Consider the following 19,075-nt stretch of genomic DNA (forward strand, 5'->3'; position numbering starts at 1 on the left):
ATATAGGTTAGTCGAAAAGACGATAAAAATAGAGGTGAAAAAATGGGGTTACATATTGTTTTATATCAGCCAGAAATTCCTGCTAATACGGGAAATATTGCACGTACTTGTGCTGGCACAAATACTTCGCTACACTTAATACGTCCATTAGGTTTTTCTACTGACGATAAGATGCTAAAACGAGCAGGCTGTGATTATTGGCCAAGTGTTAAAATTAGTTACTACGATTCAATTCAAGAATTATTTGAAAAGTACTCTAACGGCAATTTTTATTTTATTGAAACAGTAGGAAAGAAAAACTATGCTGATTTTGACTATAGCAATGTAGAAGAAGATCACTTTTTTGTTTTTGGAAGAGAAACAACTGGCTTACCAAAAGAGTTACTAGCAGAGAATATCGAACGCTGTTTACGAATACCACAAACAGATAAGATTAGGTCTCTGAATTTAAGTAACACAGCAGCTATACTAGTCTATGAGGCATTACGCCAACAGAACTTTCCATCATTAACATAATGCTTTTGAAAATAACAAAGGAGCTGACTTGTCAGCTCCTTTGTATGTACTATTAGTGACGTTTTGGTTTTTCGTTATATCCTGCAGTGAAAATAGCAGCTAGGAATGCCACACAAACACCGAAAATTAAAAATGTTGTCATAATGGAAGCCCCCTTAGAAAAATATTGTCCTAGTATTATTCTTTCATTATAAGTGATAAAGCAAACAATGTGAATGAAAAATGTTTAACTATTTTTACTGTGATTGTATATTGTGATAAGTTTTTATTTCTTTAAAGATGTTGTTTAACTTGCGACTAAAGAGTTACTCGCTTTTATCCTAGTATTTCCAAAAGTCTCTCATTTTGTACTCTAAACTCGGGTCTAAATATATAGTATGATGGAAGAAACCATTTTTAAAGAAGGAAGGGTCTCCTTGAAGAACACTTATTTAACAAGTCATTTTCCCCTTATCTCGATCCTAATTTTTAGTATAACCTTTTCCCTTTACTCTGAAGGAATTATTATACAAAAGCTACATGATTTCGGAGTTTACGACGGGATGACCGAGGTGTTTTCTGATAGCGGCATTAAGTTAACGTTATTATTTTTACTTTTATTACTCTTCTTTATGGTATTTGCTGCATTAAAACTCATTGCAGATACGATTGTTGAACTTTCGCTATTGTTTTTTTCGAGAGACCAAGAAGGGACAGAACTAACAAAAATACGCTCCGGCTCTTGGCTTTATTTAATTGGTAGTCTACTATCGCTCTTATTTTTTCAAAAGATTATCGTGATTTTGTTGATATTAGTAGCTGTAACATTTAGTTACTTCATCTATTTCGTGTATAAGGTAAGTTCTTCATTATCGTCTATTGGACTTGTTGGTTTAATTTTCTTTCATGTCTTTTTTTGGTTTTCTTTCACACTGACTGTTTTTTATGCAACGATTAAGCTATACAATAGTTTTGTTGCTAGTTTACCTGTTTAGAGTAAGTAGAAAGAGAACTACTTACTCTTTCATTATGTCTCGCCAAATAAGTAAATGAGGGCTTCGGGAGTTGATTGAAGCTAAACTTTGCGGTTGGTCTTGTCCAACCCATACTCCGGTCGTGTAATTTTCAGTCAAGCCAACGAACCAAAGGTCAAAAAACTCATTGGTTGTACCTGTTTTACCTCCAATATAGGAACTAGTAAAATTTGCTTTTCTTCCTGTACCTTCAGTAACAACTTTCGTTAGCAGATTTAGCATCTTTTCGTTTACCTCACTGCTCCACACTTGTTTCGGTTTATCTTCCCATTGATATAATAGTTTTCCGTTTTGATCAACAACTTTTTGAATTCCTCGTGCGTCTTGAAATATTCCATCATTAGCAAAAGTGGTGTAAGCTTTTGTAAGCTCTAATGGACTTACCCCAAACGTAAGGCCACCTAGAGCAGCAGGTAAACGATAGTCCTCGTCAACAGTCTTAGCAAAATTAAACTTCTCTAAATACGAGAACCCTTTTTCTACAGTTATTTCATCCAACATTCTAACGGCTGCAGTATTATAAGAATGCTTTAGGGCTACATCGATTCGAACATTTCCATAAACGGAGCCACCATAGTTCTGTGGACAATAGCTATCTTTACAGAATGGTGCAGCACTAATTGATTTGTTAATCGGTGAGTTAGTTTCTGCGAAATAGGGAGCAAAGACAAGTAAAGGTTTAATGGATGACCCTGGCTGACGGTATGCTTGAAAACCTCGGTGGAAATCAAACTTATTAAAGTCTTTGCCTCCGGTAATTGCAACAATCTCGTGAGTATAATGATTAATCATAACCGCAACACCTTGAATATCATTTTCCGGCAGATGTTTCTTAATGGTCTGAATGACCTGATTTTGTTTTTCGGATTGAAATCCCGTATAGATGTGGATACCGCTTTTTAATAACTGATCTACACGAAGACGCCTTTTTTCTAATAGAACACTTTTTTCTTCAGTGGTAGTAGCTAATGCAATTTCCGTATTAAATCCATCTTGTTCTCCGACTAACTGTTCAAGCTCAAAATGGATGTAAGTAATATAATCCGGAAAACGATCAACCTTTTTCGTAGGCGTTAGAGCAATCTTCTCAGACTTGGCGGTTTTAAATTGTTCTTCAGTGAGATAGTTCATCTCAAACATTTTTGTTAGAATCCATTCTTTTCGACGATGGGTATTCTCTGGACTAATCATTGGATTATAAAGTGTCGGATTGTTTGGAATTGCTGCTAAGAAAGCAAGTTCAGAAACGGATAATTGTTTCGCTGATTTTGAGAAGTAGAAGCGACTAGCAGCCTCTATTCCATATACACCATTTTGAAAATAAATTGTGTTTGCGTAAAATTCCAGAATATCCTCTTTAGAGAATAGATTTTCTAGATGGTAAGCGTAGAGTACTTCCGTTAGTTTACGATTGTACGAACGTTCATTGCTAAGATAGATATTTTTCACTAACTGCTGTGTAATCGTACTTCCACCTTGTTCAATTCCTTGTTTTTCGGCATTAATAAAGAGAGCTCTTGTTATACCAGCCATATCAAATCCCTTATGTGAAAAGAAATTACGATCTTCCGTAGCAATCATAGCATAAAGAAACATTTGGGGAATGTCATTGTAAGGTACATAAATTCGATTTTCATTACTATAAACATCGGAGATAATCTCTCCGTCCTCATCATATATATAGCTATTTGAATGAAATACGAAATCTTCCTCGTAAACACTTTCTTTTACAATCGAGGTTATACTTTGAAATGCATTGAATTCATTTATTAGACCAATTAGGGTGAATGAAAACAAAGTTATGAACATAATTATGAGAAAAAAACCAGTGCTCTTCCGCAACAATCTCACTCTTTCATCATATAATAATCTCACTACTGGGCAGTCGCACAAGACAACCTGCTAGTACGAGTATTTATTTATTGTTATTTAATTATGAAATCTCTTTAATTGTAGCACCTAGTACGTGTAATGGGTCATTTTTTTCAGAGGAAACTACTGTCAAACGCATGAACAAGTCAACTTCGGCATAGTATGTATCAAGAACTTACATTTAAGGCATCTAGAATTGGGAGGGATATGATGAGTATCTTAAATAGACTGAAAGAGTTTCGAGAAGAAGAGAAACGTTTATTGTGGGAAGGTACTTTCGGTGAATATTTAGAAATTCTTAAGGCGAGACCAGAGGTTGCTCAGACTGCACATTCACGTGTTTATAACATGATTAAAGATGCTGGTGTTGAAGAAATTGACGGTAAAAGGCAGTATAAGTTTTTTAGTGACCAAATATACGGTCTTGAAGAATCGGTTGAAAAGTTAGTTGAAGAGTACTTTCATTCAGCAGCCAAGAGATTAGATGTAAGGAAACGTATCTTATTGCTCATGGGACCTGTAAGTGGGGGTAAGTCAACAATTGTATCAATGTTAAAACGTGGGTTGGAAAAGTATTCAAGAACAGATAGTGGTGCGATATACGCTATTAAAGGTTGCCCAATGCATGAGGATCCTCTTCATTTAATCCCTCTCCATTTACGGGACGAATTTTATCAAGAGTATGGTATAAAAATTGAAGGAAACTTATCACCTTTAAATGTGATGCGCTTAGAGAAGGAATACGATGGATGTATTGAAGATGTTGTGGTTGAACGAATTCTGTTGTCTGAAGATAAAAGGGTAGGGATTGGAACATTTAGTCCATCTGACCCTAAATCCCAGGATATTGCCGATCTAACAGGAAGCATTGACTTTTCGACGATTGCAGAGTTTGGTTCAGAGTCGGATCCAAGAGCTTACCGCTTCGATGGTGAATTAAATAAGGCGAACCGTGGACTAATGGAATTCCAAGAAATGTTAAAATGTGATGAGAAGTTTTTATGGCATTTACTATCGTTAACCCAAGAAGGGAACTTTAAGGCTGGTAGGTTTGCACTTATCTCAGCAGATGAAATGATTGTTGCTCATACAAATGAAGCAGAATATAAGTCATTTATTTCTAACAAGAAAAACGAGGCGCTACATTCGAGAATGATTGTTATGCCAATTCCTTACAATCTTAGAGTCTCTGAGGAAGAAAAAATATACCGCAAGATGATTAAAGATAGTGATATTGCCGATGTTCATATAGCACCACATGCATTAAGGGTTGCAGCTATTTTTACAATCCTAACTAGATTAAAAGACTCTAAGAAACAAGGCGTCGATATTTTGAAGAAGATGAAGTTGTATGATGGAGAAACTGTCGAAGGGTTCAATTCTCAAGATGTTGAAGAAATGAAGAAGGAATATCAGGATGAAGGCATGACAGGAATCGACCCACGTTATGTCATAAATCGTATTTCCTCGGCAATAATTCGTAAAGAACTGACATCAATCAATGCTCTTGACGTATTACGTTCGATAAAAGAAGGTTTAGATCAACATGCTTCGATATCTAAAGAGGATCGTGAACGCTATATCAATTTCATTTCAGTTGCACGTAAGGAATACGATGAAATTGCCAAGAAAGAAGTTCAAAAAGCCTTTGTTTATTCGTACGAAGAGTCTGCGAAGACACTTATGGATAACTATTTAGATAATGTTGAAGCATACTGCAATAAAAATAAACTTCGCGATCCACTAACTGGTGAAGAGTTAAATCCAGACGAAAAGTTAATGCGTTCGATCGAGGAGCAGATTGGAATTTCAGAAAATGCGAAGAAAGCTTTCCGTGAAGAAATTCTTATCCGTATTTCTGCTTATGCTCGTAAAGGAAAACGCTTTGATTATAACTCTCACGAGAGATTACGTGAAGCAATTCAGAAAAAACTATTTGCTGACCTTAAAGATATTGTTAAAATTACAACGTCATCTACCACTCCAGATGAAAATCAATTGAAAAAGGTTAACGAAGTAATTGCGAGATTGATTGATGAGCATGGCTATAACTCTGTTTCAGCAAATGAATTACTGCGCTATGTAGGAAGTTTACTAAATCGATAAATAAAAAAAACGGCTTTTCCTCACTAGGGGAAATAGCCGTTTTTTGTATGGTTTTACCTTCAGATGGGAAAGTATAAAAGGTTGTAACTTTGAATGAAGGAAGGTAGCGGTATGAAAAAGCTTGTTTTCATATTTTTATTATCGATTTTATTAACAATCCCGATACATCCAATTGTCGAAGCTACTTCATCTATAAATGTAGCGTTTGTACGTGAGAATGATCTATGGTTGAAAGTTGGACAACATGAAAAACAGATCACGAACGGTGAGTTTATCCGTAATCTCAAATGGTCTTATGATGGTGGCTGGCTTGCATTTTCAAAAGGGAAGGAAGAGGACGAGCTCTGGGTCTACCAACTTGAAAATGAAGAAATGTTTCAAATTATAGATAATACTCAAGCGTTTCAATGGTCTCCCAAAGAACATAAGCTTGCATTTCTTACAAATGGAGTCTTAAGTGTTTCAGACGTGAATAAAAAGGATGAAACAAAAATTGAAAATGTTGCAAAAGGTGTCGGGAATTTTTCATGGCAACCTCACGGGCGAGGTTTTCTCATATCTTCGGTAGCCAACTTATTACCAACTGGCTGGACAGGTGTTGAATTGTTTACTGTTCCTGTGGATGCGAAGCTAGATCCAAAACGAATTAAACATTTTTATACACTACCTAATGAGTCTGATGAATTTTTCGCGGTAACGACAAGCCCTTTTAAGTGGTCAAACGATGGTAGTTGGATTTCGTTTATTGGAATGCCGACAGCATCTCTGTCGATGGATATGAATACTCTTTGTGTCATTGCAGCAGATGGAAAAGCATTTCAGCAATTAGGGAAGATGTTATATTTTGATGATTGGTTTAAGTGGTCACCGCGATCAAATCGTCTTGCCTTTATTGAGGGGGAAGGAAGGTTTGCGGTAAAGAATAAGCACTTAATGATGAATGAATTTCCGGTTCACCAAGGAATATCTTTAACACCAGAAGGATTTGTAGAAAAAGGGTTCACTTGGATTGACGGAGTTCAAATTGTCGTTTCCCGTGCAAAGGAGTCTGAATGGTCCAATGATCCTACAGAAAGACCGAAGCCAAGTTTATATCATGTAAATCTTCTTACCCATCAGCAGGTTGAGTTGACTTCTCCTGGGAAACAAAAAGGCGACTACATGCCACTTTATTTAACTGACCTAGGTAAGTTAGCTTGGGTACAGTCCGATGAAACATATTTCGGAAACATTTATTTGAGTGATATAGATGGAACGAACCAAGAACTATACGTTGAGAGAGTGGGAGATGGCAACTTATACGAGGATTCTTTTGGCTGGAGTAAGGTAATTAGCTTTTATCAGTAAATTTGTTTGAATTGTGTAAAACATATAAATATTTTTAGAAAATTTAGTCATCTTTCCATTGAAGATAGTTTAAAATAATATTAACTGGAAAAAATGAGCATATGATTTGTTTTTAACATCCAAATGGTGATAAATTTTAATTAGAATTATTACAAAGTGGGGGGTGGACCTAGATGGAGCTAAATCAAGAACTTGAAAATGAAGAAAGAAAGAAAAGGATTAAAAGAGAAATAGTAAGTTGGGTGAAGACCCTCGCAGTTGTGTTAGTAATCGTTGTAGCAATTAGAGCTTTCTTGTTTACTAACTACATTGTTTATGGGTCATCGATGATGCCTACGATTCAAGACAGAGAAAGAGTGATTATTAATAAGATTGGTTATGATGTAGGTTCACCTAAGAGATTTGACATGATTGTCTTTCATGCCACGGAAACCACTGATTACATTAAGAGAATTATTGGTCTCCCAGGTGATACAATTGAATTTAGGGATGACACTCTATATGTAAATGGTGAAATGATCGAAGAGACTTATTTAAGTGAGATTAAAACAAATTTTCGGACCAGACCATATACCGATGACTTTACTTTAGAATGGTTGACTGGTGAGCAAACAGTACCTGATAATCATATATTTGTATTAGGAGACAATCGTCCGAATAGTATTGACAGCCGTCATATTGGTTTTATCCCCTTTGATAAAATAGTTGGAAAAGCAGATATTGCATACTGGCCAATTAAAGACTTACGGTTATTGAAGTAGACCGCACAATGTGCGGTCTACTTTTTTATGTTTTATATTTGGTATGTAACCAAACTTGTCCTAATTTTCTTGTTTTTAAAAATCTTTGATTTTCTCATAATATGTTGCATGTCCAAACACACGATTGAATAAATATTAGAATTTTTTGTCAACTCTAGTTAGTCTCTGCATAGGATAGAGTAAATAATATATTTTCCTTTGAAGTCGTGATAGATAATCATACGTCACACATTCGTCGAATTATTTATATGCGAGTAATTGAAAAAAAGTGATTAAAAAAAAGAAAATATTTTTTGACAAGAAATGTGAGTACCATCGTGTTGTTGTTTTATCAAAAAAATAATAAAACAATATTGAGGAGGGGATTACGGATGAAAGGCAGTAATGACAAAAATTATGTTGTCTCTCAAGAGAATTGGACCCTCCACCGTAAGGGCTATCAGGATCAGCAGAGACACCAAGAAAAAGTTCAGGATGCGATTAAAAGCAATTTGCCTGACCTAGTGAGTGAAGAAAATATTATCATGTCCAACGGTCGAGACGTCATTAAAATCCCAATTAGATCTCTAGATGAATACAAAATTAAATATAATTATGATAAGAATAAACACGTTGGCCAAGGAACTGGAGAAAGTGAAGTAGGAGATGTTGTAGCAAGAGATGGTAATGCTGAACAGCAAGGTCCTGGTAAAGGCCAAGGCGCAGGAGATCAAGCTGGTGAAGATTATTATGAAGCTCAGGTATCAATTTTAGAGCTTGAAAACTTACTTTTCAAAGAATTAGAGCTACCAAATTTAAAACAAAAAGAACAAGATAATATCATCGTTGAAGATATTGAATTTAATGATATTCGTAAAAAAGGTTTAATGGGGAACGTCGACAAAAAGCGTACAATCTTAACAGCCCTTAAACGAAATGCGATGGATGGAAAGCCTAGAATAGCTCCTATCCATAATGACGACTTGCGATTTAAAACATGGAACGAAATCGTCAAACCTGAATCAAAAGCAGTCGTATTAGCGATGATGGATACGTCCGGTTCCATGGGCAAATGGGAGAAATATATGGCACGCTCATTTTTCTTCTGGATGACCCGCTTTCTAAGAACAAGATATGAGACGGTTGACATTGAATTCATTGCACACCATACAGAAGCTAAAGTAGTAACCGAAGAAGACTTCTTCTCAAAAGGAGAAAGCGGTGGAACGATATGCTCAAGCGCCTACCGAAAAGCATTAGAACTAATTGATGGTAAATATAATCCTACTCGTTATAATATTTATCCATTCCATTTCTCTGATGGAGATAACTTAACCTCTGACAATGCGCGTTGCCTAAAGCTCGTAAACGAGCTAATGGAAGTATCCAGTATGTTTGGGTATGGAGAGGTGAACCAATACAACCGTCATAGTACACTTATGAATGCCTACAAAAATATCTCTGACGAACGCTTCCGCCATTATATTTTAAAAGAAAAAGGCGATGTGTACCGAGCATTGAAGAGCTTCTTTAAGAAGGAAGAGGGAACGTTGGTTTAAAAAAAGATAAATCCTTACTAACAGTTGATTGCTGGGAGTAAGGATTTTTTTTGTATACGACTTTTATTTGGTCTTTCTAAAATTTAAAGGTGTTTTTCCATATGTCTTTTTAAACATTTTAGAAAAGTTTGCGGAGTAATTATAGCCGACTTTTTGGGCAATTTCTTCAATACTAAAATCGGTGGTAGATAAAAGATTGGCGGCAACCGACATTCTTAGGCTATTTATATATTCTCCGATAGATGTGTGATATATCTTTAAGAAACCTGCCTTTAACTTTTGCTCATTTAAGTATACCGTTTTACTTAAGGCCTTTATCGTAGGGGGATTATAATAATCTTTTTGCAGGATATCATGAGCTCTTTTAATCGCTTGGATGTCAGAAAAGGTTAGTTTTATTATCCTGTTAGTACCAATATGAATATTTCCATAGTCAATTTGATTTGTAAATGCATTTTCCTTAGACCTTGTTACTTCATTTATTAAAATAGCGATACACTCTAAAATCTTACTTTCTAAATAAATGTTAGTTAAAGAATTTTCATGATGTAAACTTTGTAATTGGCCAATGATTTCAATAATTTCCAAGGGTAAATAAGTATAGGTATAGTTTTTAAGTAATGATTGAAAGTCAATGGTATTGGGAAAGTTGGGTTTTAAAATTTCGTTAAAATAATTTTCAAATATAGTTATTTCAGTACCATGAAAATGTTGGCCTTTATTATACGAAGTTGTCCCTCTAAGATCTTTTTCAAGTACAAAAAAGGAAGAAGGAGTAAAAGAATAAACAGGATTGTTTTCAATCTTAAAGTGTGTGACACCTTCAGACACTATCCCGAACCGCATTAATAGCTCCGGATTATCAAACTTCAGCGAAAAATCCTCTGGTATTGTATAGTCAGCAATAAGTAAGTCATAATAGTTTTCTCTTGAATAGTTAATAAGGTGCCCGAGCTCAGGTCTCGTTTTATTCGTGTATAGGTTAAAATTTTCACCTTTAATTTTTTTGAACGTAAGTTTGTCTAAAAACGTAGCTTTAGATTGTTGGTAGGATGTTATGATCATCTTTGCATTCTCCTTTTTAAGAATATATACTAAAACTTTTTCAAAAACAATTAAATGTGTTGCGAAAATAATGAAATTAGATGCAGATATTCTTTTGAGAATGATTATCATATACAATAAGCTTTGCACTAGCATACTTCTTATATGATTTTGCTGGTTAGTATTACTAGCAGACACAATGGATGAAACATCGTATGCTACAAGGTGAACTTAATTGTTAAAAACCTAGAAAAGAGTTGATTGAATGGAGAAAATAAACTTTTCTCGTAATGCAATTACAACAGAGGAGGAACTAAGAGAAATAATTGGGGAGCCGCATGAATTAGTAGTTAAGAAGAGTATTTCTTTTTTAGATGAGCATTGCAAAAAGTTAATATCTATGTCACCACTACTGTTTCTTTCCACAGCTAATGCTGAAGGAAACTGCGATGTTTCGCCACGAGGTGATTTGCCGGGCACAATCAACATTTTAAATAAAAATCAATTAGTCATACCGGATCGTCCTGGTAATAAAAGGCTAGATTCAATTTTAAATATAATATCTAATCCTAACGTGGGCCTTGTGTTTTTGATTCCGGGTTTAGAAGAGGTACTACGTATTAACGGCCGAGCTACGGTTTTTAACGATAAAGAAGTACTAGAAAAGATGAGTTTAAAAGGGAAAGCACCATTATTGGGAATAGGAATAGATGTAGAGGAATGTTTTATTCATTGTCCAAGAGCATTAAAGGAATCGAATATCTGGAAACCAACTTCATGGCAGGATATCGGAAACGTCCCATCAATTATGAAAATTTTCACTGATCATTTAAAACTTAATGGGGTTGAAGTTAAAGAATAGTTTTTAAAGCTTTGAAATAAAAAATTTCCATTGACAACATATTTTTTTAAAAATATACTACTGATAATGATAATCGTTTTCAAATAAAACAATAACAAGGATGGGAATACAAATGAACACAAAACGAAAAATTTCATTAATCACAACACTACTAATCGCTATATTTATATTCGCACTAGTTGGTTGCTCGGGTCAGCAAGCTAGTAATCAACCAGCATCGAGTGAAGCGCCTAAGACGGAAACAGCTAACGCTGAAGCCTCAACATCTGAATATCCAATTGTGATCAAGCATGCATTTGGGGAAACTGTAATTGAAGAGAAACCTGAACGCGTTGTTACAATTTCATGGGCTAACCACGATGTAGTTCTTGCTCTTAATGTTGTACCTGTGGGCTTTTCAGCTTCAAATTATGGTGTTCAAGATGATAGCGGAATGTTACCTTGGACAAAAGAGAAATTAAAAGAACTTGGTGAAGAAACACCTAATATTTTTCAAGACACTGACGGTTTAGATTTTGAAGCAATTGCTGATGCTAACCCAGATGTCATTCTTTCGGCATACTCAGGAATTACTCAAGAAGACTATGACACTTTAAGTAAAATTGCTCCAGTTGTTGCTTATCAAACTAGCCCTTGGATTGCTTCATGGAGAGAGCAAATTACATTCAACTCTTTGGGAATGGGCATGGCTGCAGAAGGAGAAAAGCTTATTGCTGATACAGAGAAATTAATCCAAGATAAAGCAAATGAACATGCTGAAATTAAAGGAAAAAAAGCTGCATTTGGTATGTTTATGGTTGCAGATTTATCTAAATTTTACATTTACACACCAGGAGATCCACGCGGTGCATTCCTTGGTGAACTAGGAATGGAATTTCCTGAAAGCCTAAAGAGTCAAATGACGGATCCAAATAGCTTTTATATTGAATTAAGTGCTGAAAATGCAGATGCTCTTAAAGATGCTGAAGTTTTAATAGCTTATGGTGATGAGAATACGTTAAAAACGCTACAAGCGGATCCAATCCTCGGGAAGGTTCCAGCAATTGAAAGCGGTTCTGTTGTAATTATTGGCGATAGCACACCACTTGCGGCTGCTGGAAATCCAAACCCGCTTTCAATAAAGTATTCGATCGATGAGTATTTAAGTTTAATCTCAGAAGCAGTTAGCAAAGTAAAATAAAATGATACATCCATCCGTTTCAGAAAATAAGCAGTTACTTATTCCGAACAATTTCATAAGAGTTCTTTTATTCCTTATTATTTTACTAGGTATAAGTGTAGTGGCTTCTCTTGCCTTTGGCGCTCGTACAATTGGATGGAATGAACTAATGGATGGTTTGTTCCGCCCTGATGTACAGTCCCATGAAGCAATTGTTGTTCGCCAAAGAATTGCTAGAACTGTTTTTAGTTTACTGTGTGGTGCTGCATTAGGGGTTTCTGGGTCTCTTATGCAATCAGTCACTCGTAATCCTATTGCAGATCCTAGTATATTAGGAGTAAACACAGGGGCAGCTCTTTTTGTAGTATGTGGAATCTCCTTTTTAAATATTAATACTCCTAATCAATATATTTGGCTTGCACTAGCAGGAGCGGTCATAACTGCCATTTTTGTATTCGGAATTGGTTCTATGGGGAGTGGCGGTGCCACCCCCCTTAAACTAGTTTTAGCAGGTGCCGCTACAAGTGCAGCATTATCTTCTCTTGTGATTGCAATTATGATCCCTCGCTCAAACGTGATGGATCAATTTAGATTTTGGCAGGTAGGTAGTGTTGGAGCAGGAAATTGGAGTACTATTTCCACTTTTATTCCTTTTCTTATTGTAGGAATAGTAATAGCACTATTTGCGGCTCCGGCATTAAATGCACTAGCATTAGGGGATGAAGCTGCTACTGGGTTGGGAGTCCGTACTGGGACACTTAGACTCATTGCTGCTTTTGGTGGTGTTCTACTGTGTGGTGCTGCGACTGCATTAGCAGGTCCTATTGGCTTTATTGGTTTAATAGCGACACACGTAATCCGCCTCGTCATTGGTCCTGATTTACGTTATGTTATCCCGATGTCAGCCCTTTCAGGCGCCATTATCTTAACTATATCTGATATATTCGGTAGGCTTATTGGAAGTCCTGGTGAGCTAGAAGTTGGTATAGTTACCGCATTTATTGGGGCACCTATTTTAATCTTAATAACTATGAAAGCGAAAATGCGTGCGTTATGATAAATAAATCTATGAATTTTATTATGGTAGGTAGAACAAAGAGACGTCGTCGTTTTATACTCGTGACTTCCTTGCTTTCAAGTATTGCTTTCGTACTTTGTTGCACGATGCTTATGCTAGGAAATACGATTTACCCTGTACAGGATGTAATCCTAGTTCTTCTAGGGGAGGATGTTAAAGGTGCATCATTTGCAGTAGGAACAATACGTCTACCGAGAATGCTTGTAGGTGTTTTTGCTGGATTTGCTTTCGGAGTCGGTGGATACGTATTCCAGACCATGTTACGAAACCCTTTAGCAAACCCAAATGTCATCGGTATAACAGCTGGTTCAAGTGCAGCCGCAGTATTTTGTATAATTGTTCTTCAGGCGAGTAATATGGTTATTTCTATTGCTTCTGTTGTTGGTGGACTTACTACGGTGTTAGCTATTTTCCTATTATCAAAAGGAACTTCTTTTTCTATCGGAAGACTGATCTTAATAGGAATTGGAATTCAAGCGATGCTAAACGCTGTAATTTCCTATTTGTTACTGATTGGTCAGCATCACGATATTCCTACTGCGATGAGATGGCTAACTGGTAGTCTAAATGGAGCTAACATGGAAAATCTATATCCGCTGATCATAACAGTTCTTATCTTCGCACCTGTCGTCATCATACTTGGAAAACGATTAGATATGTTAGAACTAGGCGAACAAGCAGCAACATCACTTGGAGTTGATACTAATAAGACAAGACTTGTCCTTGTTATCAGTTCGGTCCTTATCATTGCCTTAGCTACCGCTACAACAGGACCTATCGCATTTGTTGCTTTCCTTGCTGGACCTATTGCCAAAAGACTAGTTGGTGTAGGTTTTTCAAACATTATTCCTGCAGGTCTTGTTGGGATCATTTTAGTTTTAGCATCAGATCTTATTGGACAATTCGCATTTGTGACTAGATACCCTGTAGGTGTCATCACAGGCATCCTTGGTGCGCCATACTTGATCTACTTGCTAATTCGAATTAATCGAAGGGGAGACTTATAATGAAACCAACACATATTTTTCAATCTGAAAAAGTTACTGCTGGATACGATCATAAAACAATTCTGCACGATGTTAGCATTTCAATTCCAAGTAATAGAATAAGTATTATTATTGGAGCCAATGGTTGTGGTAAATCTACACTTCTTAAAACGATGGCCAGACTTATTAAACCTACTTCCGGGCAAGTTACCTTGGATGGAAAACCAATCAATAAAATTCCACCGAAACAGTTGGCCCGTGTGCTAGGACTTTTACCTCAATCACCGATTGTACCTGAGGGAATTACAGTTGCAGATTTAGTTGGGAGAGGAAGATATCCTCACCAAACGTTTCTAAAAGGTTGGACAAAAAAGGATTATGAAGCTGTTGCTGAGGCAATGGAAATTATGAATATTACTGAATTTGCCGATCACAATATTGACGAGCTATCAGGTGGCCAAAGACAGCGTGTATGGATTGCGATGGCACTGGCACAGCAAACAGATATCTTATTTTTGGATGAACCGACTACCTATTTAGATATCACCTATCAAGTCGAAATTCTCGATCTGTTGACTGACCTTAATCGAAAACATGGGAAAACGATTGTGATGGTTCTTCATGATATCAACTTATCCGCTCGTTATGCAGACTATATATTTGCTCTTCATAAAGGAAAGCTTGTTGCAGAAGGAGAGCCGTCAAAGATTATTACAAGCAAATTGATTGAAGACATTTTTGGTCTTCATTGCACAGTAATCAAAGATCCTGTTTCTGACTCTCCTTCTGTCGTACCAATTGGAAGGCATCATAATAAATTGAAAATGTACTCCTAAATCAAGACTTTACAACGGTCTTCCTCAAAGTCTAGGTCTTAGTCAGCTCCCATCGCTTTTGTATACCTAGACTTTGGTGAGCTTCTTAAAGGTGGAAAAGGGAACGTTGGTTTAATTAAGAAAAGAAAACCTTACTGCTATTTATTTTTGTAGCAGTAAGGTTTTTTGTTGTTTCAAAAAAATTGTTTAATCTAGTCGAAAATACTAGTTTGATAAAATTGATTATTGGGTAATAACTGATAGTAAAAAAAAATTTTGTTCAAAATACAAAAATAATATACATGGGGGGATCCAACTTCTAAAACGCTGTACAAATTATTCTAAGTAGGAGTTGTTTCAATATGAAAAAACAAATCGAAAATATGTTGATTATAGGTTTTGGTTTTTATTTGATCTCTGTAATTACCCATGTTTTTCATAGGCTATTTAACTTAACCAATGACCATGGACATAGTTCAATGAGTCATATCGTCTATAGTAATAATCAAACAATGTTCTTAAATTTTCTGTTGATTTTGCCATTCATATTCCTTATCACAGCCTTTATTGGATACAAAAGAAATTCTAAAAATATATCATTACTTATTATGCTTACACTAGTTTTGACAAGTGTCTCGATTGTAGGTGGTGGACAAGGGATGGAAGCATATCACTTTTCAATTTTTACAGTAGTAGCATTACTATATTATTTTGAAGATATAAAACTACTAATTATAGCGACCGTCATATTTGCTATCCAACATGTTTTAGGATTTTTTATCCCGTTCTTAACACCAATCGTATTCGGGGTAGAAAACTATTCTTTTACAATGTTAGTTATACATGCCTTGTTCTTAGTGCTAACTTCTAGCGCAATCATTTGGTTAATCGTGAATAAGCAAAAGTATGACTCACAAATTTTTCAAGAAAGAGCAGAGAAAAATCAGTTGTTGACCAATTTAATTCGAGAAATTAATGAGACATCCAGTACACTAGTGGGTACTTCAACGGAATTATATACGATAGCTAATCGTTCAAAAGAGTACAGCTCTGAAGTGAATAATGTGTTAATGAAAGCGCATGAGGATAGCAGGGATCAATTAGAGAGTTCAGAAACTAGTAGTGCAGCTATTGAACAGACTGCGGCAGCTATACAAAACATCTCTCTAAATATTTCACAAGTATCGAAGTTTTCTTCTGGGACAGGAAACGCCGCACAGAAGGGGAACCAATCTGTATCGAATGCAATTAATCAAATGGAGAATGTATCAAATTCAGTTAATGAATTAGCAACAGTCATTGAAGACTTAGAAACTCGTTCTAAAAATATTGGAGAAATCATTAAAACGATATCGGACATTTCCGAACAAACCAATTTACTTGCTTTAAATGCCTCTATTGAAGCTGCAAGGGCTGGTGAGCAGGGGAGAGGCTTTGCGGTAGTAGCATCTGAAGTTAGAAAGTTAGCAGAGAAATCAAATAGTTCTGCAGACGAAATTGGAGCTCTCATTAGCCAAATTCAACATAAGGCTACTCTAGCAGGTAATTCTATGAAGCAGACGTTAGTAGAGACGAAAGAGGGTCTCTCATTAATTACAGACGTTGGAGGAGTCTTTAAAGGAATTATTGATGATGCTTTAAGTACATCGGAGAAGATAAAAGAAATCTCCGTCATTTCGGGTGAAATGGCAGCAGGAACTGATAGCTTAACAACTTCAGTAGAAGCAGTAAGTAATACAGCTCATAACTCCTATGAAAAGTTAGGTAATGCAGCAGCTATTGCTCAAAAACAAGATAATTTGAATAATGAACTCGTTTATAGCTCTGAGAAACTTAATGTGACTTCCGAGAAACTTAGTAGACTTGTGAAGAATATAAAAATTTAATAACAAACAAGACCTCTCATAATCATGAGAGGTTTTTCTCTTATTGAAAGGCTGTTTTCGCAAAGTTTGTTGCTTTCGTAAAAATCCCAAAAGCCGGATTTTTACACAAATTACTAAGAATTTACTACCAATTTAGTAAGTAATGCTCTTTTCTTACATAATTTATTGGCTGATATCTTCATCTAGGGTATTTTTCCGTTTATTTTAGGATAAAAAAGCCACAATGTTTACGAAAAGAGCCTATTGAAATAAGTAATCTCTAGGCGTGCCAAAGTACTTTTTTCCGTGATACCCTGGATAAACAGATTGAAAATAGATAAAGATGGGAGCATCTAGTAACATTGGGTAATTTAGAAGGAAGAAATGATCTCCGTTAATAATTCCTTTTAATGCCGTTTCCATTTCCTTATGAAAGATAGTTAACCTAAATTCAGCCTCTTCCTTACTGTATTCACCACTGTCGACATAGGCAAAGCCTACTAGGGAAATTTCCATCATCTTGTTTACTTGCCATTCAGCCAGTACCTCATCTCTCATTTTTGTATTAATCGCCTGGTAATTGTAGTCTGACCCAATATCTAAAAACAACATTCCTGTATCATCAGAGTGGGTAAGGGTGTATTTTCGGCCGACGACCGGTTGAAGTGAAGTAACTGGGGGATAGACAGTTACGGATAGTTTTTCTAAATCAAAATTAGACATAAACGCCTCCAAGGATTTACTTTCAATAATTTATGTAGGTGAATACCTGATTGACTATATCTATGCCTAGATGAAATTAAAATGAAACCTCAACTTCCTGAGCCTCGTCTAAAGGGAAATAAAAATGAAGGGAATGTTTCATATGAATTCAAAAAAAATGATTGCATTAGTACTATCGACCTCTGTTTTAACTTTATCAGCGGGCACCATTTTTGCTTCTAAAGATATTAGTCAAGTTGAAGGGGGGCATGAAATTATACCAATTAGTGCAGAGATTGATCAAATCAACCAATCTCATTATCATTCTTTCACGGGAAGTGTTACTGAAATGAGAGAATCGGATGGTGTAGAGGGCTCAATGATCGTGACAGTTAAAAATGATCAAAAACAAATCGCGAATATAATTATTAGTAAAGACACGTATCTACTTGGTGAAAATCCTCTAGAGGTTGGTACAGTTATTACTGGGTTCTATGATGCCCACGCACCTATGCTAATGATATATCCCCCTCAATATAATACAGAAGTTGTTGTCGTGGGAGAACTCGGTGATAACATCAAGGTAGATCTGTTTGATCAAAATTTAGTAAGTGCAGATTTTTTTCTAAAACTGAACGTTTCTGAGGAAACAGAGATTATTTCTCAAAATGGAGAAAATTTTGAAGGGGATGTAAGCAATCGACACTTAGCTGTTCTATATGGCATAACTACAAGAAGTATTCCTGCACAAACTTCACCTTCGAAAATTATTGTCTTAAATAAGAAACAAGAGTTCTATCAAGATGTAGCGTCCATGGATATCGTTGTCGACAATCAAAAAATTGAAGCTCCTTCTCCTTACCAAAACGAAGATGGGGTTATCATGATACCTGTTCGGGCGATAGCTGAAGCATTAGGATTTCCTGCCACATGGGAAGGTAAAACACAAAGTGTCAGAATAGGCATGGGTATTACCCTTACAATTGGAAAAGATTATTATACCTACATGAGAACAGCGCCAATCTACTTAGGAGCTGCACCCGAACTAATAAATGGAGTCACATATGTTCCTCTTCACTTTTTTACAGATGTGATGAGGTTAACAAATGCCTATGTATTTGAAGGGCAAATCGTTATAGATGACCTAGAGAAAATGGAATAACAACAAAAATCTCCTACCGTCTGAATTGATGGTAGGAGATTTTTATTTGTTATGACAACATATCTTAATAATATAGGAGAATTTCACCTTATTTATTTAGATTAATATTAATTGTTTCTCTGTAAATATGTACGATGTACTGGCAGTTAAGAAAGGCTTAGCATCGTCATTATAAGTAATCATTAAAACCCTTATTACCACTTGGTTCTGAGGGTTTTTATTATGATTGAGTTTGATATAATAGCCTAA

At 35.8% G+C, this 19,075-nt stretch carries 16 protein-coding genes; 13 read left to right on the forward strand and 3 right to left on the reverse strand.

The window, feature by feature from the left end; all coding sequences use genetic code 11:
- Positions 1-42 precede the first annotated feature (42 nt).
- Positions 43-516, forward strand: a complete 474-nt coding sequence (gene trmL / locus DS745_RS11165) for a tRNA (uridine(34)/cytosine(34)/5-carboxymethylaminomethyluridine(34)-2'-O)-methyltransferase TrmL (protein ID WP_129078323.1) — start codon at positions 43-45, stop codon at positions 514-516.
- Positions 517-932: 416 nt separating this feature from the next.
- Positions 933-1,490 (forward strand): DUF5366 family protein, encoded by a 558-nt coding sequence (locus DS745_RS11170; RefSeq protein ID WP_129078324.1) that lies wholly within the window; start codon positions 933-935, stop codon positions 1,488-1,490.
- A 21-nt stretch (positions 1,491-1,511) separates the two neighbouring features.
- On the opposite strand, the gene DS745_RS11175 is transcribed toward DS745_RS11170, so the two are convergent.
- Entirely contained in the window at positions 1,512-3,380 is a 1,869-nt protein-coding gene (locus DS745_RS11175) for a transglycosylase domain-containing protein (RefSeq protein WP_241657799.1), read from the reverse strand.
- Between the two features lie 231 nt (positions 3,381-3,611).
- Here DS745_RS11175 and DS745_RS11180 point away from each other — a divergent pair, with 231 nt between their 5' ends.
- The 4 genes from DS745_RS11180 to yhbH all read left to right on the forward strand — a co-directional run bounded on the left by DS745_RS11180 (position 3,612) and on the right by yhbH (position 9,153).
- Entirely contained in the window at positions 3,612-5,507 is a 1,896-nt protein-coding gene (locus DS745_RS11180; RefSeq protein ID WP_129078325.1) for a PrkA family serine protein kinase, read from the forward strand.
- A 111-nt stretch (positions 5,508-5,618) separates the two neighbouring features.
- Entirely contained in the window at positions 5,619-6,854 is a 1,236-nt protein-coding gene (locus DS745_RS11185; RefSeq protein WP_129078326.1) for a TolB-like translocation protein, read from the forward strand.
- 173 nt (positions 6,855-7,027) lie between these two features.
- Positions 7,028-7,615 carry a signal peptidase I gene (gene lepB / locus DS745_RS11190; protein ID WP_129078327.1) on the forward strand — a complete coding sequence of 196 codons (588 nt, stop codon included), beginning with the start codon at positions 7,028-7,030 and terminating at the stop codon, positions 7,613-7,615.
- 371 nt (positions 7,616-7,986) lie between these two features.
- A complete protein-coding gene (gene yhbH, locus DS745_RS11195) occupies positions 7,987-9,153 on the forward strand; it encodes a sporulation protein YhbH (RefSeq protein ID WP_129078328.1) in 1,167 nt (388 codons plus the stop codon).
- A gap of 63 nt (positions 9,154-9,216) precedes the next feature.
- Here the strand turns inward: yhbH and DS745_RS11200 are convergent, their stop codons facing one another.
- Positions 9,217-10,395 (reverse strand): helix-turn-helix transcriptional regulator, encoded by a 1,179-nt coding sequence (locus tag DS745_RS11200; protein ID WP_206662929.1) that lies wholly within the window; start codon positions 10,393-10,395, stop codon positions 9,217-9,219.
- A gap of 67 nt (positions 10,396-10,462) precedes the next feature.
- On the opposite strand from DS745_RS11200, the gene DS745_RS11205 reads away from it, so the two are divergent.
- The 6 genes from DS745_RS11205 to DS745_RS11230 all read left to right on the forward strand — a co-directional run bounded on the left by DS745_RS11205 (position 10,463) and on the right by DS745_RS11230 (position 16,983).
- Complete coding sequence (locus DS745_RS11205) at positions 10,463-11,059, forward strand: MSMEG_1061 family FMN-dependent PPOX-type flavoprotein (protein WP_129078329.1); 597 nt, start codon at positions 10,463-10,465, stop codon at positions 11,057-11,059.
- Between the two features lie 112 nt (positions 11,060-11,171).
- The gene (locus tag DS745_RS11210; protein WP_196121240.1) at positions 11,172-12,239 is read left to right on the forward strand and encodes an iron-siderophore ABC transporter substrate-binding protein; all 1,068 of its coding nucleotides are present in this window, start codon (positions 11,172-11,174) and stop codon (positions 12,237-12,239) included.
- Position 12,240: 1 nt separating this feature from the next.
- Positions 12,241-13,275 carry a FecCD family ABC transporter permease gene (locus DS745_RS11215; RefSeq protein WP_196121242.1) on the forward strand — a complete coding sequence of 345 codons (1,035 nt, stop codon included), beginning with the start codon at positions 12,241-12,243 and terminating at the stop codon, positions 13,273-13,275.
- Positions 13,272-14,303 carry a FecCD family ABC transporter permease gene (locus DS745_RS11220; RefSeq protein ID WP_129078331.1) on the forward strand — a complete coding sequence of 344 codons (1,032 nt, stop codon included), beginning with the start codon at positions 13,272-13,274 and terminating at the stop codon, positions 14,301-14,303. Before DS745_RS11215 ends, DS745_RS11220 begins: the two co-directional genes overlap by 4 nt.
- A complete protein-coding gene (locus DS745_RS11225; protein WP_129078332.1) occupies positions 14,303-15,118 on the forward strand; it encodes an ABC transporter ATP-binding protein in 816 nt (271 codons plus the stop codon). The genes DS745_RS11220 and DS745_RS11225 overlap by 1 nt, the downstream gene beginning before the upstream one ends.
- A 341-nt stretch (positions 15,119-15,459) precedes the next feature.
- Positions 15,460-16,983 (forward strand): methyl-accepting chemotaxis protein, encoded by a 1,524-nt coding sequence (locus DS745_RS11230; protein ID WP_129078333.1) that lies wholly within the window; start codon positions 15,460-15,462, stop codon positions 16,981-16,983.
- A gap of 240 nt (positions 16,984-17,223) precedes the next feature.
- On the opposite strand, the gene DS745_RS11235 is transcribed toward DS745_RS11230, so the two are convergent.
- The gene (locus DS745_RS11235) at positions 17,224-17,685 is read right to left on the reverse strand and encodes a staygreen family protein (protein ID WP_129078334.1); all 462 of its coding nucleotides are present in this window, start codon (positions 17,683-17,685) and stop codon (positions 17,224-17,226) included.
- 142 nt (positions 17,686-17,827) lie between these two features.
- Between DS745_RS11235 and DS745_RS11240 the strand changes: the two genes are divergently transcribed.
- Positions 17,828-18,826 (forward strand): copper amine oxidase N-terminal domain-containing protein, encoded by a 999-nt coding sequence (locus DS745_RS11240; RefSeq protein WP_129078335.1) that lies wholly within the window; start codon positions 17,828-17,830, stop codon positions 18,824-18,826.
- Positions 18,827-19,075 lie beyond the last annotated feature (249 nt).

The sequence above is a fragment of the Anaerobacillus alkaliphilus genome (assembly GCF_004116265.1).
Lineage (GTDB): Bacteria > Bacillota > Bacilli > Bacillales > Anaerobacillaceae > Anaerobacillus > Anaerobacillus alkaliphilus.